This is a genomic window from Cognatishimia sp. WU-CL00825 (genome assembly GCF_040364665.1).
Classification (GTDB): domain Bacteria; phylum Pseudomonadota; class Alphaproteobacteria; order Rhodobacterales; family Rhodobacteraceae; genus Cognatishimia.
This window is the reverse complement of the sequence record NZ_BAABWX010000004.1, coordinates 68791-83315: the sequence shown is the minus strand read 5'-3', so window position 1 is coordinate 83315 and position 14525 is coordinate 68791. Positions and strand designations below refer to the sequence as shown.

At 54.9% G+C, this 14525-nt stretch carries 15 protein-coding genes and 1 tRNA gene; 7 read left to right on the top strand and 9 right to left on the bottom strand.

Annotated features, from left to right (window positions below; all coding sequences use genetic code 11):
- Positions 1-191: 191 nt before the first annotated feature.
- Positions 192-268: transfer RNA gene (locus tag ABXG94_RS13855), tRNA-Met, on the top strand.
- Positions 269-754: 486 nt separating this feature from the next.
- Positions 755-1681 carry a LytTR family DNA-binding domain-containing protein gene (locus ABXG94_RS13850; RefSeq protein ID WP_353535132.1) on the top strand — a complete coding sequence of 309 codons (927 nt, stop codon included), beginning with the start codon at positions 755-757 and terminating at the stop codon, positions 1679-1681.
- Here the strand turns inward: ABXG94_RS13850 and hemE are convergent.
- Positions 1673-2710: a uroporphyrinogen decarboxylase gene (gene hemE / locus ABXG94_RS13845; protein WP_353535130.1), complete on the bottom strand. Its 1038-nt coding sequence runs from the start codon at positions 2708-2710 to the stop codon at positions 1673-1675. The two genes, ABXG94_RS13850 and hemE, sit on opposite strands and share 9 nt — an antisense overlap.
- 114 nt (positions 2711-2824) lie before the next feature.
- Between hemE and hemC the strand changes: the two genes are divergently transcribed.
- Entirely contained in the window at positions 2825-3781 is a 957-nt protein-coding gene (gene hemC, locus ABXG94_RS13840; protein WP_353535129.1) for a hydroxymethylbilane synthase, read from the top strand.
- A 155-nt stretch (positions 3782-3936) separates the two neighbouring features.
- Here hemC and ABXG94_RS13835 read toward each other — a convergent pair whose 3' ends face one another.
- Positions 3937-4872, bottom strand: a complete 936-nt coding sequence (locus ABXG94_RS13835; RefSeq protein WP_353535127.1) for a LysR family transcriptional regulator — start codon at positions 4870-4872, stop codon at positions 3937-3939.
- A gap of 94 nt (positions 4873-4966) precedes the next feature.
- Between ABXG94_RS13835 and ABXG94_RS13830 the strand changes: the two genes are divergently transcribed.
- Complete coding sequence (locus tag ABXG94_RS13830; RefSeq protein WP_353535124.1) at positions 4967-5725, top strand: SDR family oxidoreductase; 759 nt, start codon at positions 4967-4969, stop codon at positions 5723-5725.
- A gap of 11 nt (positions 5726-5736) precedes the next feature.
- Here the strand turns inward: ABXG94_RS13830 and ABXG94_RS13825 are convergent, their stop codons facing one another.
- The 3 genes from ABXG94_RS13825 to ABXG94_RS13815 all read right to left on the bottom strand — a co-directional run bounded on the left by ABXG94_RS13825 (position 5737) and on the right by ABXG94_RS13815 (position 8259).
- A complete protein-coding gene (locus tag ABXG94_RS13825) occupies positions 5737-6192 on the bottom strand; it encodes a MarR family winged helix-turn-helix transcriptional regulator (RefSeq protein ID WP_353535121.1) in 456 nt (151 codons plus the stop codon).
- Complete coding sequence (locus ABXG94_RS13820) at positions 6179-7327, bottom strand: Acg family FMN-binding oxidoreductase (RefSeq protein WP_353535119.1); 1149 nt, start codon at positions 7325-7327, stop codon at positions 6179-6181. The genes ABXG94_RS13825 and ABXG94_RS13820 overlap by 14 nt, the downstream gene beginning before the upstream one ends.
- Positions 7328-7563: 236 nt before the next feature.
- Positions 7564-8259 carry a helix-turn-helix transcriptional regulator gene (locus ABXG94_RS13815; RefSeq protein ID WP_353535116.1) on the bottom strand — a complete coding sequence of 232 codons (696 nt, stop codon included), beginning with the start codon at positions 8257-8259 and terminating at the stop codon, positions 7564-7566.
- 111 nt (positions 8260-8370) lie between these two features.
- Here ABXG94_RS13815 and ABXG94_RS13810 point away from each other — a divergent pair, with 111 nt between their 5' ends.
- Positions 8371-8862, top strand: a complete 492-nt coding sequence (locus tag ABXG94_RS13810; protein ID WP_353535114.1) for an SRPBCC family protein — start codon at positions 8371-8373, stop codon at positions 8860-8862.
- Positions 8863-8934: 72 nt separating this feature from the next.
- Here the strand turns inward: ABXG94_RS13810 and hemF are convergent, their stop codons facing one another.
- The 4 genes from hemF to clpS are packed head-to-tail and all read right to left on the bottom strand — an operon-like array spanning position 8935 to position 12102.
- Positions 8935-9828 carry an oxygen-dependent coproporphyrinogen oxidase gene (gene hemF / locus ABXG94_RS13805; RefSeq protein ID WP_353535112.1) on the bottom strand — a complete coding sequence of 298 codons (894 nt, stop codon included), beginning with the start codon at positions 9826-9828 and terminating at the stop codon, positions 8935-8937.
- Positions 9829-9869: 41 nt separating this feature from the next.
- Entirely contained in the window at positions 9870-10673 is an 804-nt protein-coding gene (locus ABXG94_RS13800) for an SDR family NAD(P)-dependent oxidoreductase (RefSeq protein ID WP_353535110.1), read from the bottom strand.
- Positions 10674-10731: 58 nt separating this feature from the next.
- Positions 10732-11730, bottom strand: a complete 999-nt coding sequence (locus ABXG94_RS13795) for a class I SAM-dependent methyltransferase (RefSeq protein WP_353535108.1) — start codon at positions 11728-11730, stop codon at positions 10732-10734.
- Positions 11731-11763: 33 nt separating this feature from the next.
- On the bottom strand, positions 11764-12102 hold the full coding sequence (gene clpS, locus ABXG94_RS13790; protein WP_502901708.1) for an ATP-dependent Clp protease adapter ClpS: 339 nt from the start codon (positions 12100-12102) through the stop codon (positions 11764-11766).
- 92 nt (positions 12103-12194) lie between these two features.
- On the opposite strand from clpS, the gene ABXG94_RS13785 reads away from it, so the two are divergent.
- A complete protein-coding gene (locus tag ABXG94_RS13785; RefSeq protein WP_353535106.1) occupies positions 12195-12899 on the top strand; it encodes an HAD family hydrolase in 705 nt (234 codons plus the stop codon).
- Between the two features lie 225 nt (positions 12900-13124).
- Complete coding sequence (locus tag ABXG94_RS13780) at positions 13125-14519, top strand: D-alanyl-D-alanine carboxypeptidase family protein (protein ID WP_353535105.1); 1395 nt, start codon at positions 13125-13127, stop codon at positions 14517-14519.
- Positions 14520-14525 lie beyond the last annotated feature (6 nt).

Sequence of the window (14525 nt, the reverse complement as noted above, 5' to 3'; positions counted from 1 at the left end):
ATCCCCTTTGTCGCTGTTGTACTTGAGCTTTTGCGTCAAACCAATGCGCGGAAATGCATAATCTACATGCGCAAATCTGCACGAAAGAGACAGGAGCGGTGCACGGATCACAAAAATCGGGAATTCGTGCGAAATTGCGTCGCTTTCCGCTTGACGCTTTTGATGGGCTAAACTAAACCCCGGCGCACCGTGGCGCGGTAGCTCAGTTGGTTAGAGCGATCGACTCATAATCGATAGGTCGGGAGTTCAAGTCTCCCCCACGCCACCATTTTCTTCCCCTAGATAGCCAAGCTACAGGCCAGCCGCCACCGTGCAGAGCCTTTGCCCATTGTTGTGAGCAAAGCCCGCTTTCGGCTGAATAGGCGGTTGTGAATGCGAAAAACTGAGAAGGTCATGTGTTACAATGACCTTCTCGCGACGGAGTCGGGCTTCCCTGGCAACTGTAAAAAAGAACTCGATACGCTACAAAAGTGACCTCGAGGTGATAGAATCACCCTGAAAGTTCACCGCTTTACCAACCAACAGCGTCAAACTGTTTTTACGACGGAAGTATTTGTAAAGTTATACAAATTTCGCGAAACACATCAAAACTCGCGCGACCAACGTTGTGTGTTTCTCGTGAAGGACGCGCAAATTTAGAAACTTCTCTCCTTTTGGTTGCTTGACCCGACGTCAAGCAGAGACCTAAAAGATCTGAGTTTATGGATACGCGAACCTCGAGCAGAATCATGGCAAATGGGCCCCAGACGACAACATGAAATTTAGACCAAAGATCTGGCTGGCAAAAATGAACAAGCGGCTTGGCCGTGTTCTGGGTTCAGACCTTCTCAAAATAACATCCAGAGACATCGCTTTGACCAAAGCATTGCGGCGTGAGGCCTTTTTGGCCCTACGCCAGATCAACATTCTCATTGTCGTGATGTTCCCGTCCTTGCTACTCGCCATTATGGAACCTCTAGCGCTTGCCAGCATTCCGTTTATTGTGCGTTTTTTGGGGACTTTGGCATATACCGCAGCCATGATCGTATTCAGCAACAATGTCTCGACTTTTATTTGCGCCAAATTGGCCCCTTTTGGCGTGGCTTTACTGTTTGATGCAATGATTGGCCTGTTCTTGGGCAATGTTATCTTTTCAGCAATTATTCTGCAGGTCATCCCAGATGTATATGTTGCGGAATTTGGCGCGCTTCGGACCTATCTGACAGCAGTATCGGCATTAACGATTCTCTCTTGGGCTGCTGCTTATGTGTATCTTTCCACAGTAGAAGAGAAATTCTTGGCCGTGATAAACGCCGCGGGTTACGATCTTAGCGTCATTCCTAAATTCCGAGCCGAACAATACGATCAATTGCAGCCGCTTTTACCCCATGCCATTCGCGGAGACATTCGGATCATAGAAGCGCAGGATAAATACATTCAGATTTCAACCAAATTGGGGGCGCATACTTTGCCGCTCGCCTTGACCTCGGCCATTGAACGCATGGACCCTAGCAAGGGCATGCGGGTGCATCGTTCGCTTTGGCTGAGTTGGACCGAGATGGACCGACTGGTTTATGAAAACGGCAACCCGCGCGTGATTGCCACCGATGGCGCGATTTGGCCAGTCAGCCGTGCGCATGCCCCGCAGTTGAAACGGGCGTTGGTCGACCGAGCCGCTGCAAATACGGAAACGTCAACCTGAAGCCCGAACCGTATCAATCATCAACTGCACATTTTCTGGATCTGCATCAGGTGTAATACCATGCCCCAGATTGAAGATATGCGGCCCAGCCGATAACGCTTTGACGATGCGCTGGGTTTCAGTCACCAAGGCGTCACCACCGGTTACCATATGGGACGAGGCCAGATTGCCTTGAACGCAGCTGTCAGCTTGGATATTGGCGGCGGCCCATTCGGCGGTGACGCTGTCATCAAAGGCAACACAATCCGCACCGGTTGCCTCTGCGAAACCAATGTATCTTTCGCCGGCACCCCTTGGGAAAGCAATGATCGGTGTCTCTGGATAGCGCGACTTTAGCGCGGCAATAATGCGTTTGGTGGGTTCCAAGGCATATCGGTCAAAATCTGCGCCTTTCAACGAACCGGCCCAGCTGTCAAACAGCTTGATGACTTCGGCGCCTGCTTCAATCTGCTGCGAAAGATATTCAATTGTGCCGTCTACAAGCAGATCAATAACCTGCTGAAAAAGCGCCGGGTTTTCGTCTTTTAGTTCGTGGGCTGGCCCCTGATCAGGGGTGCCACGGCCAGCAATCATATAGGTGGCCACCGTCCAGGGGGCACCCGCAAATCCGATCAACGTGGTTTCTTGTGGCAGCTCGCGCCGCAGAATTTTTACGGTTTCATAAATCGGTGCGAGTTTTTCATGTACGGCGTCAGCTGGTTTGAGCCTGTCAAAATCCGCCTGAGCGTTGATGGTCGACAGACGTGGACCTTCGCCAGTGACAAACCATAGATCCGCGCCAAGCGCCTGAGGCAGCAGCAAAATATCAGCAAAAAGGATAGAGGCATCAAAGCCGTAGCGCCGGATCGGCTGCAACGTCACTTCGGCGGCCAATTCCGAGTTATAACAAAGCTTTAGAAAGTCACCGGCCTGCGCCCGAGTGGCGCGGTACTCTGGCAGATAGCGGCCCGCTTGGCGCATCATCCAGATCGGAGGGGTTGGCAGCGTCTCGCCTGCGAGCGCCCGAAGGATGGTTTTTTGCTGTGCCATGGTCCACCTCATTAAATAAGTCTTCAGCTAGGTCTAGCGCCAGCGGCAAGATGTCAAGGCCAACAGCGTTCTAATGCGCTTGTCAGGACAATCTGGCGCGATTAGACCCCTTGTATGACACGTAATTTGCCCTCCCCCGACTCGCCGCTGAAAATTGGCACCCGTGGTTCTCCTTTGGCTTTGGCCCAGGCTTATGAAACCCGTGATCGTCTTATGGCGGCTTTTGGGTTGCCCGAAGCGGCGTTTCTGATCGAAGTGATCCACACGACGGGGGATGACCGGCAGATGATCAATGCGGATCGCCCGCTCAAGGAAATCGGCAACAAAGGCCTGTTCACCAAAGAGATCGAAGAGGCGATGCTGCGCGGCGATATCGACATTGCAGTGCATTCCACCAAAGACATGCCGACCGAGCAGCCCGAGGGTTTGGTTCTAGAGACTTTCCTGCCCCGCGAAGATGTGCGGGATGCGTTTATCTCAGCCAAATACAACAGCCTGTCTGACTTGCCACAAGGGGCCACTGTGGGCACATCATCGCTGCGCCGCAAGGCCCAATTGATGACAAAACGCCCGGATCTGCAGGTGGTTGAATTTCGAGGTAACGTACAGACACGCTTGAAAAAACTTGAAGATGGCGTCGCGGATTGCTCGTTTTTGGCCATGGCTGGCCTGACCCGTTTGGGCATGGCAGACAAGGCGGCTTCGGCGATTGAACCTGACGATATGTTGCCTGCTGTGGCACAGGGCACCATTGGCATTGAGTGCCGGTCTGACGATGAGATGGCTCGGCAAATGCTAGCTGCGATTCATCACGCGGAATCAGGCACAAGAGTGGTGTGTGAACGGGCCTTTTTGCGGGCTTTGGATGGGTCTTGTGAAACACCGATTGCAGCCCTGTCAGAAATCAAAGGCACGCAGGTTCATTTACGCGGCGAAATCCTGAAAACCGATGGCTCGCAGCGCTTGCAGACCGAAGGTATTGCCCCCTTGGATCAGGCTGAAAAACTGGGGCGAGAACTGGGGGAAGCCTTGCTGGCTGAGGCAGGTGACGGCTTTTTTGACCACCGCTAGAGGTTTCGCGGCGAAACGGTTGCCGCGTGATCGAACGGGCGTTTAATTTTAGGTTATTTGTACAATTTGTACGTTTCAGCGCCTGAATTGTACGATTCGATAGCAGCCTTTTCCGGTTGAACGCGGCAACTAATGACGCGCCGCGTGGCGCTGTCTCAGGCGGGTTTTGCCGGCGTTTCGGGTCCGGTTATCTGCTGCGCAATTTCTGCAAGCGTCTGAAGAAACCATTGCCCCATCGCATGGCCAAAGTGTCGTTTGTGCCAAATAGCGTCCAGGCGCATGTGGTCTTTGGGGGCCACTATCGGACACGGCAGTTTGATCAGATCTGGATGTAGCGCCAATTTGTCGGCTACGGGTTCGGGTGCAGTCATGACTGTGTCCGTTTGCAGCAATACTTCGCTGGCGGCCAAAAACCCTGTAACCGTCAAACACACCTGACGCGCAAGCCCCATTTTAGCCAGTTCAGTATCTACAAAGCCGCGCATATCACCCTTGGGACTCAGCAGTAGGTGACGTGCCTGGGCAAAGTTTTTGACAGACATGGTTTGCGTTGCCAAGGAATGTGACCTGCGCATGACGCAGGCATAGTTGGCGACCATCAGTGTTTGCTTTCCAAATCGGTCGGGCGGGTGGCCAAACGAAGCAATGGCGATATCAACCTCGCCGTTGTCCAGATAGTCAATAGATCGGCCAAACGACGGGATCAGGCGCAGGCGAATGCCCGGCGCGTTTTTGTCCAGAAATGCCATAAGGCGGGGCAGCATCAGCGTTTCAAAGAAATCCACCATGGCGATCGAGATCACATCCTGTGCGGTCCGCGGATCAAAGGGCGCATCATCCAGCACCGTGCTGAGTTCGGTCAGGATTGCATGGATCGGGCCTGCAATGTCACGGGCCCGCCGGGTGGGCAGCAGTGCTTTGGGCCCGCGCACAAAAAGTTCGTCACCAATGACGTGCCGAAAGCGGGAAAGCGCATTGGACACCGCTGGTTGTGACAATCCGATTTTGTGACCAGCTTGAGTGATGTTGCGTTCTGCATAGATGGCATCAAAGACCACCAGTAAATTCAGATCTAGGCGGCGGAGGTTCATAAACATTCACCATGTGAATAATGAGCATACTAAATATCAATTTTACACATAGCATTTCCAGCTGCAATACGTGCCGCAGAAAAGGAGAGCTGTAATGCAGGATTTCACAAATTTCGTGGTGGCCATAACAGGTGGCAATTCGGGTATCGGTCTGGAAACGGCCATTGCATTCAAAGCCAAAGGGGCCAAGGTGGCGATCTTTGGCCGTGATCAAGCAACCCTTGATCACGCGGCGCAAGCCCATGGGTTTGTCACCCACAAGGGTGACGTGATCAATCGCGCGCAGCTTGAAGCGTTTTTTTTACAGGTCAAAACAGAGTTGGGCGCAGTTGATGCGGTTTTTGCCAACGCCGGGATCGCAGAGTTTTTGCCCTTTGAGGCTGCCCCGTCTGATCATTATGACCGGGTGTTTGATGTGAACGTCAAAGGGGTCATTAACACGGTGCAGGCAGCCCTGCCCGTTTTGAACACGCCTGCCTCAATTGTGCTGACCACCTCTGTTGCCAATCGGATGGGTGAACCCAATACATCGGTTTATTCCGCCAGCAAAGCAGCGGTGCGGTCCTTGGCCAAAACCTTGTCCACCGAATTGCTGCCTCGGGGTGTGCGAGTGAATTGCATCAGCCCTGGCCCAACCGACACACCGATTTTTTCCAAGATGGGACTAGAGGGGGCTGCGCTGGATGGCACGAAGGATTTCATTGCGACGCGTATTCCGGCAGGCCGCATGGGGCAGTCCGCAGATGTTGCGCAGGCGGTGTTGTATCTGGCGTCTAAAGAAGCGGGATTTGTGGCGGGCACAGAGATTGTTGTGGATGGCGGGTTTTCAAATAGCGCTGTGCTGCCAAGCTAGCGATCTGCACACTAGCCATCGCGCTCTTGGTCAAGATAGGCGCGGATGTTTTCCAGCATGGGCAGGATTTCTGAAACGCTTTCGCTGGGAATGACCTGTTCAAATTTGGCCACGTCAGGACCCAGCCCTGCAATTGCAGCGTCGCGGAACTGGCGGCCTGCCTCGGTGAGCATCACACATTTGGAACGGCTGTCGGTCGGATTGGGTTCAAAAGACACCAAGCCGGCCTTGCGCAGACCCGCCAATGTGTGGGTCATCGAGGTTTTGGGCACCTGAAGGGCGCGGGCGATGGCCAACGGCGTGCGCCCATCACCCAGCCGCACCAAATGGTTGAGCACCGAGAAATGCGAGACCAGAAACCCATCTGGCAGACGTCTTTCAAACAATCTGCCAGACAATTGCGCAATGATCATGATCTCGTTGATCAAGCGAAAGATCGTGGTGGTGTTTTCGTCAGGTTTGGACAATTTTCTCTTCCAGGGGCCAGCGGGGGCTGGGGGATACGGTGGGGCCATAGCCAATACGGGCAAACATCTGAACTGTTCCGCCCTCCGGCGCAAGCTGGTCATGGATCTTGGCATAGAGTTTGGCCATTTCCGGATACTCTTGCAACGGCTGACTGAGGGGCTGAATTCCCAAACCTAGGCTGGTGGCGGCCAGATTGACTCGGACCCAGTCAGCCCCGGCTTTGATTTGATCGCGCCGGGTGTTGTCTGATGTGACCAACCAGAGGTGCCCCATGGCAGTGTCGGTATTGGCATAGACCGCATCCATCCCGGCCTGATAGGCGGCAGAGCTGGTATCAAGCGCGCTGTCACGGTCAAACAGGCCGGTCAGGCGCAGGGTTTCAAACAGCGGGCCGGTGAAATCGATGCCGTCGGGGTTGGCGTCCACTTCTCGATGGCCGATTCGGAACAGATCGACGCTTTCTTGATAGGTTTGCGGGGTTTCGATCTCGATGCGCAGGGCCTCGTGTGAAAGTTGGCGCAGATCGGCAATATCCTGCGGCAGGATGCTGCCGCCAAAGGTGGTGCCAGCGGTGACGGCCGCGCCAAGGCTTGCGAGCGATTGAGCCGGGACGCTGCGGCTGGTGTCAAAGGGTTCTTTCAGCGAGCGGCGATGCAGAACATGGGCAAACAGGGGGTCAGCTATCTTGTCGGCGTCCGGGGTGAAACGCGCATGGGCCACAGGGCGTTGGTCAAGCTGCGTCGCATCTTCGCCTTCGGGGAATATGGTAAGTTCCACGCGGTAGCCATCTTCGGCTGCGGCCATGCGCATGACTTCGAGAAAACATCCCAACCCAATGGTGATTTGCCGGTTGAACGGGTCGGTGTGCGGCAAAAGCCTGTCGGTGTCCACATAGACCGTCACCATGTTTTCAACTGACAGATCAACCTTCCATGGCTGACGATTGTGGGGGTTTGGTGCCAGAAGGGCAAAAGACAGGGCCTTGCGGCGCGGCTCTGAATAGGTGCCCGCTGCGGCCCATGGCAAGGCAGCGGTCTGCGGCAGACGGGTGACAGAATATCCGGTGCTGGCTGCGGCTGCGACAACAACGCCGCCTCCGATTAGGGCAATGGCTTTACGGCGTGACAGGGTCATGGGGTTCTCCATATAGTACGATATCGCATTACTTAGTGCGATATCGTACTAAAAGCAAGCCCCGCAAGGAATCGACGTAAATTCCTAAGCGGTGGCCCTGTTTGGGCGCGTCCGCTTGTCCCTGTGCGGTGGTCTTTTTTGGCAGGCTTACGGGCTTGGTGGGATCAGAGTTTGAAGGGCAGGCTTTGTGGGGGCGAGGTTGCAATTTTTGACGAGCACTGGTTCTCCCCGTCCAATTATTTTTTTGACCGACGTTCAGCCATCATGGCTTCCCAGTCACGAATTGCCGTTTCGCGACGCACTGGGTACTTCTGCCCCTCGATATGAAGCGATTGCACATTGTCTGTCCTAAAGTGACGGAAATCCTCGCGGGTTTCACACCACGAGACGATGAGCCGCGCGTGATCGAAATAAGCGATGAACAACGGCCAGATGATCCGGCGAGACTCTGCGCCCTTGGTATCCAAGTAGTGAAGCGACAATTTCAAGCGATCGCGGATGGCCTGCCGTAATATAGCGCCGTCAAAGGATTCCTCGGGGGATGGCCGGGAGGAAACGGTTCTAAAGCTGTTGTCCAATATGATCGGTCGCAGCTCTTCGGGCACCGCTTCAGACAGTTTTGCAATCAAATCCCGCGCGCCCCGTGCAAGCGACGGATCCCCATGCCTTGCCACCCAAGACGCCCCTAGCGCGGCCGCGTCCAACTCGTCTGGTGTCAGCATTAACGGCGGCATGTCATAGCCATCATCAAGAACGTAGCCTGTGCCCGCTTCGCCTGTAATCGGAACGCGCTGTGCGACCAATTCTGCCATATCGCGATAAAGCGTGCGCAGCGAAACTTCGAGTTCGTCAGCCAGCATACGGCCAGTGACAGGGGCCTTTGCCCCACGAAGGACCTGAATGATCTGAAAAAGGCGTTCGGTTTTGCGCATTTCTTGACCCTATCGACACACTGCTGACACCATGCTGTCAGCAGTGCCCACTTATGTAAGAAAAATCAAACAAGGAATCGGTGCTTGTGCCGAATTATGAAGGATAGAAATGTGCTAAACTGCTCTCGCTCAATCGAACTTGATGCCACACCCGAGGAAGTTTGGGCCGTCATTGGCCGCTACATGCAGGCAGAGCAGTACTGCCCTTTGGTGGTGTCAGTAGAGGCTTTGACCACTGGCGAAGATGGTGTCGGATCCAAGCGGCGTAATTTCTTTGAAAATGGGACATCCATCACGGAGAAAGTGATTGAATGGACACCTAACCGTGGCCAGTTGATCGAATGTTCGGAATTCGGGTCTATTCCGTTTCGACGTTTGATTGCGCAGATCGACATCGTTCCCAGTCACGGCAAACGGACGACTTTGAAGTGGGCTTTGGATTTTCAGGTGAAATTTGGACCGCTTGGGTGGTTGTTGGGCCAGCTGGTGATGAAAAGGGCCTTTGGTAAAATTGTTATGGGGAACCTAGATGCCATAGCGGAGCGCATTGCCGAGAACCGAACACGCACCGATGACCCGGTTGGCTTGGATGCGGCGGTATAAGCCCAAGCTTGCTGATCTGCCCTAAATGGAAGGCAGGCCACGAAAGCCGCTCAACCAAAATTGCCCCCTATCCTAGACCCACTTCGCCATGGGGGGCAGGCTCATCAAAACCGCATTGGCGTCGTGGCCGGTTTCCAGGCCAAATTTGGTGCCGCGATCATAGACCAGATTATATTCAGCATAGAGGCCACGGTGCACCAGTTGGGCGTCTTTTTCCACGCTGCCAAAATCATCGGTTCGGCGTTTTTCCACCAGGGGGACAAAGGCGGGCAAAAAAGCCTGTCCGATGTCCTGGATAAAGGCAAAGTCAGATGCCCAGTCGCCGGAATTGTGATCATCCAGAAAGATGCCGCCAACCCCGCGGGCGCGGTTGCGGTGCGGAATATAGAAATAGTCGTCGGCCCATGCTTTGAGACGCGGGTAATGCGCGGTGCCGTGGCGGTCGCAATGGGTTTTCTGTACATCATGGAAATGCGCGGTGTCTGCGTCATATTCCAGACAGGGGTTCAAATCCGAGCCACCGCCGAACCACCAGGCATGCGGGGTCCAGAACATGCGGGTGTTCATATGTACGGCCGGGCAATGGGGGTTTTGCATATGCGCCACTAAAGAAATGCCCGAGGCCCAGAACCGTGGATCTTCTTTCATGCCGGGCAGGCCTTTGCGCGCAGCCATGGCGTTTTGCGCGCGCTCTCCGAGCGTGCCATAGACTGTCGAGATATTGACGCCGACTTTTTCAAACACGCGCCCGCCGCGCATCACCGACATTAGGCCACCACCTGCATCAGAGCCATCCTCTGAGGTGCGGCTGGTTTCGGTGACTTCAAAGCGCCCCGCCGGCTGATCGGAAAACGGCCCTTTGGCATGGGTGTCTTCGAGGGTTTCAAAGGCTGCGACGATCTGGTTGCGCAACTCGCGAAACCAAGCGCTGGCCTGGGCTTTTTCAGACGCCATTTGACTGGTCATTAGGTCACCTAACTTTGGAGCGTTGGATATGAGAGGGTGGGCTAGTGGGCTGGCGAGGTCACCGGGTCGATCAAGGTGCGGCCCCCATCGACGGTCACCACCTGCCCGGTCATAAAGCCCGAAGCATCAGACGACAGATAGCGCACGGTGTCGGCCAATTCACGCGGCGGGGCGATGCGGCCCAGTGGCGTGTGGCTTTCGATGTCTTCGCGATAGCTGGGAAATTCTTTGAGGGTGTTTTTCAGACTGGCGCTCATGACCGAGCCAAAGGCCACGGCATTGACGCGAATGCGGTGCGGGGCCAAGGCGGTGGCCAGACCGCGTGTCATCTGATCAAGCGCGGCGGTTGCCATCGAATAGCCCATCAATTCAGGGTTTGTGCGACAGGCTGAAATCGAGGACATGTTGACGATGGCCCCGGCAGAGCCTTCGTCGCCATCTTCGTCGGCTTGTTTGATCATGCGCTTTGCCACCGCTTGGGAGAGGCGCATCGGGGTGAGCAGGTTTTGATCCAGCATGGTGGAAATGCTGTCGTCTTTGATGTCCAGCGGATCGGTGCGCAGCATTTGGCGGCTGGCGTTCACCAAAATATCCACCCGGTCAAAAGCATCTATGGTGGCCGACAGCAGGTTGGCGATGGTCAGGCGTTCGCGCAGATCGCCCGAGAACACCCGTACATTGCCATCTTCGGGGAAATTGCCAGCCTCTTTGCGCAATTGCTTGTCGTCCATGTCCACCATCATGACATTGGCGCCTTGATCGGCAAACTCCAAGGCAATCGCAAGGCCGATGCCGTTGGCGGCCCCGGTTACAATGGCGGTCTTTCCAGAGATAGAAAATGACATAGGCTTCCCTGTGCTTTCCGTTGTGGCATTCCGGTGATTCTAGGCACGTTACGCGGAATCAGCGTCGTGGGCGAGATGGGCGTTCTGCTCGCAGGACTTTGAAGCGATTGTCGCCGGCCATTTCGGTGACTTTGGCAAACAGTCCTTCAAGCGTGGTTTCATAGGGCAAATGCCGGTTGGCCACGAGCCACAAATGGCCCGCAGGGGCCAACATGGCGGCAGCGGCGGCAATGAACTTGCGACCAAGTTCCGGTTCGGCGGCACGGCCTGTGTGAAAGGGGGGGTTCATCACAACCGTGTCCATTTTGGCGCGCGGGGCCCAAAGCGTTGCATCCGCCCAATGAAATTCGGCGCGCGGGTCGGTGATATTTTGTTTGGCACAGTCAAGCGCGGCTTTTTCGGCTTCGATCAAATAGAGGGTTTCCACACCATCGCGCTGTAAGATCGACTGGGACAGATAGCCCCAGCCAGCGCCCAGATCTGCAACGTTTTTACCAAGCTTAACCGGTAGGGCCGCTGCCAATGCGGCGGAGGCCGGGTCGATGCCATCTGCCGAAAACACGCCGGGGGCGGTGACAAAACCTTCGCCAATATCTTTGGGGCCGGGGCTGACCCAATCGGCATAATCGCCGCCTTGAAACCAGAACAATTTGCCATGGGCCTTAGAGATCTTGCCCTGAATGTCAGAGCGTTTCTTGCACTCTTTCAAAAAGGATTCTGCGCCATCGGTCTTCTGACCATCCACAATAACCAAGCCACCAAAACTGGCCGCCTGGGCAATCAGCGCGCGGGCTTGCACTTTGGCACGGGTGAGAAACACCACAGAGGCGGAAAATTCGCCACTGGAAAGTTCGCCATTGGCCTCGGTGACGCAATCATAGCCTGCCTGGGCAAAGGCATCATGATCTGGCTTGAACGATTGAATGATCACGCAGCGGTCTTTGGGCAATGCGGACAGATCCGCACCCTGTGTCGGAGCAAAAACGGCAATCCGGCCTTCGGACGGCAGCGCAATCTGACCGCCATCAACGGCCAGCGACAAACGAGGATTTAACATGTGGTTCCTTTGATCCAAACCTGCTGGCTCAGATCACTCCTTTTCCATCGTGCATTGCAGTGGATGTTGGTGACGGCGCGCAAAGTCCATGACTTGCGTCACTTTGGTTTCAGCGATCTCATGGCTGAATACGCCCACAACGGCAACGCCCTTTTTGTGCACGGTCAACATGATTTCAAACGACTGACTGTGGGTCATGCCAAAGAAACGTTCGAGGATATGCACCACAAATTCCATCGGTGTGTAGTCATCGTTTAACAACAACACCTTATACAACGGCGGGCGTTTGGTGCGCGCGCGGGTTTTGACCGCAACGTCAGCATCGCCATCGTCGTCGTGTTTGTCAGACATATGAAATGGAACCATGGTCATGTTAATAATTCATATCCGGTCTCAAGGGTTGGGGCTGTATATAGCCACTTCCGCCATATAGAAAAGGGTCAGACCTGTTTTTGGACCCCAAGATGCACACAAAACTCACAACAATTGCGTTTGATGCCGATGATACGCTTTGGCACAACGAAAGATTTTTTCGCATCACCCAAGAACGATTCGCCGATCTTTTGTCTGATTTTACCGAAAAAACCCATTTGGAACAGCGTTTGCTTGCCGCCGAGCGCCGCAATTTGGGGCATTATGGGTTTGGCGTGAAAGGCTTTGTGCTGTCGATGATCGAGACCGCCATCGAAGTCACAGAAGAGAAAGTGCCCGCCGCGGTGATCGCCGAATTGATGCAGGCCGGGCGCGAGATGCTTGCGCATCCAATTGATCTTTTGCCCCATGCGCGCCGGGCTGTGGAATGCTGTGCAGAGACCCACCGCGTTTTGTTGATCACCAAGGGCGACCTGTTGGATCAAGAGCGCAAACTGGCGCAATCGGGTCTGGGAGAGCTGTTTGACGCGGTTGAGATTGTGTCTGACAAAACCGTGGAGGCCTATGGTCAGATATTTGCGCGCCATGGCGAGGGCAGTTCCCGTGGCATGATGATTGGCAATTCCATGCGATCTGATGTGGTGCCGATGGTAGAGGCGGGCGGCTGGGGGGTCTTTGTGCCGCATGGGCTGGAATGGGAGCTGGAGAAAGCCCCGGCACCCAAGGCCTCGGCGCGCTTTCATCAGCTAGAATCCCTGCAGAGATTACCGGAGTTGGTGCAAACAATCATGGATTGAGGCTGCCCCAATTTCGCCACAATTGCCGGTTTAGCGCTGCGTTAACCCAAGACCGCTAAATATAGAATTACGCGGCTTGAAAGATCCCGAAACTAATTGATTCAAAGGGTTTATTCAAAAAACACGCTGTGCTAGCTTAATTTTAATAAAGTCAGCCAAAAATTGGCGGCAGAGGCAAATTAGAGGCAAGAGATCGTGAAGGATCGGCAAAAAAGGCCGGCCCTAATGGGGCTGTACATCCTAACAACACTCTTTTTAATGTTCGCAAGCGCGATGTCGGCGGTGGCTGCCCCTTATGCAGCTATGGTGGTTGATGCGCGCTCGGGCAAAGTGTTGCATTCGCGCAATGCAGATACCCGTCTGCATCCTGCATCCCTGACAAAAATGATGACTCTGTACATCGCCTTTGAAGCGGTGAAAAACGGCGAGTTGACCATGGACACCAAGGTGCGGATTTCCAGCAAAGCCGCATCAGAGCCACCGTCAAAGCTGGGTCTTAAGGCTGGCCAACGTATCGCGCTGCGCTATTTGGTGCGCGCCGCTGCGGTTAAATCCGCCAATGACGCGGCCACAGCTATTGGCGAGGCGATTGCCGGATCCGAGGCGGCCTTTGCCCGCCGCATGACCCGCACAGCCAAGGCGCTTGGCATGTCCAACACCACTTTTCGCAATGCCCATGGCCTGACCGAAAGCGGCCATATGTCCACCGCGCGGGACATGACCACACTGGGCCGGCATGTGCTGTATGACTATCCGCAATATTACAATCTGTTTTCGCGCAAATCGACCCATGCGGGCCTGCGCGAAGTGGCCAATACCAACCGTCGCTTTCTAGGCAATTACCGCGGCGCTGACGGCATCAAGACCGGCTATACCCGCGCTGCGGGCTTCAATCTGGTGGCCTCTGCTGAACGCGGCAATGAACGCATTATTGCCACGGTGTTTGGCGGGCGCTCGACCGCATCCCGTAACGCCAAAGTGGCTGAACTGTTGGATTTGGGTTTCCGCCGCGCGCCGTCACGTGTGGCGCTGCGCAAGCCTTCGGTGCCGACCTATCAAGGCAATCAGGGCACTGGCAAAGCCGCAAAGCCGGTTGCCAAGACCATCCGCGTGGCCACTGCGGTGACCAAAAGTCTGCACCCGCACTATCGTCCGGGTTCCTTGCAAGTGGCGGCGGCCCCCGTGGCCCCAAAACCCAAAGCCACCGCTGGCGGGGTTGCGATTGCCGGGGCCAAGGTGATCGACAAAGATATCGAGACCGCGCTGCGACAAGCCCAGTCTAATACTGCTTCGTTGTTTCCGTCTTCGGTAAAAACGCCCGCTAAAAAAGTGATCATCGAAGATCCTGAACCACAAGTTGTCACCCGCCTGTCAACGTCAGGCGGACGACATTGGGGCATCAATGTGGGGCGTTATCCCAGCCGCTATAGTGCGGAAAAGATGTTGCTAAAGACCGCATTGGCGGAAATGACCACCTTGGATGGCAGCCTGCGCAAAGTGGTGAAATCTAAACGCGGTTTTGACGCCAACTTTATGGGAATGACCCGCGAAACGGCTGATTTGGCCTGTCGCCGCCTGCAATCGCGGCAGGTTTCTTGCTTTATGATTGGGCCTAGCTAAGGCCTG

Bases quoted from the DNA above. Each gene is read 5' to 3' on its own strand.
- ABXG94_RS13850 (WP_353535132.1), top strand. From the start codon at position 755: ATGAAATTTAGACCAAAGATCTGGCTGGCAAAAATGAACAAGCGGCTT.
- hemE (WP_353535130.1), bottom strand. From the start codon at position 2,710: ATGGCACAGCAAAAAACCATCCTTCGGGCGCTCGCAGGCGAGACGCTG.
- hemC (WP_353535129.1), top strand. From the start codon at position 2,825: ATGACACGTAATTTGCCCTCCCCCGACTCGCCGCTGAAAATTGGCACC.
- ABXG94_RS13835 (WP_353535127.1), bottom strand. From the start codon at position 4,872: ATGAACCTCCGCCGCCTAGATCTGAATTTACTGGTGGTCTTTGATGCC.
- ABXG94_RS13830 (WP_353535124.1), top strand. From the start codon at position 4,967: ATGCAGGATTTCACAAATTTCGTGGTGGCCATAACAGGTGGCAATTCG.
- ABXG94_RS13820 (WP_353535119.1), bottom strand. From the start codon at position 7,327: ATGACCCTGTCACGCCGTAAAGCCATTGCCCTAATCGGAGGCGGCGTT.
- ABXG94_RS13815 (WP_353535116.1), bottom strand. From the start codon at position 8,259: ATGCGCAAAACCGAACGCCTTTTTCAGATCATTCAGGTCCTTCGTGGG.
- hemF (WP_353535112.1), bottom strand. From the start codon at position 9,828: ATGACCAGTCAAATGGCGTCTGAAAAAGCCCAGGCCAGCGCTTGGTTT.
- ABXG94_RS13800 (WP_353535110.1), bottom strand. From the start codon at position 10,673: ATGTCATTTTCTATCTCTGGAAAGACCGCCATTGTAACCGGGGCCGCC.
- ABXG94_RS13795 (WP_353535108.1), bottom strand. From the start codon at position 11,730: ATGTTAAATCCTCGTTTGTCGCTGGCCGTTGATGGCGGTCAGATTGCG.
- clpS (WP_502901708.1), bottom strand. From the start codon at position 12,102: ATGACCATGGTTCCATTTCATATGTCTGACAAACACGACGACGATGGC.
- ABXG94_RS13785 (WP_353535106.1), top strand. From the start codon at position 12,195: ATGCACACAAAACTCACAACAATTGCGTTTGATGCCGATGATACGCTT.
- ABXG94_RS13780 (WP_353535105.1), top strand. From the start codon at position 13,125: ATGGGGCTGTACATCCTAACAACACTCTTTTTAATGTTCGCAAGCGCG.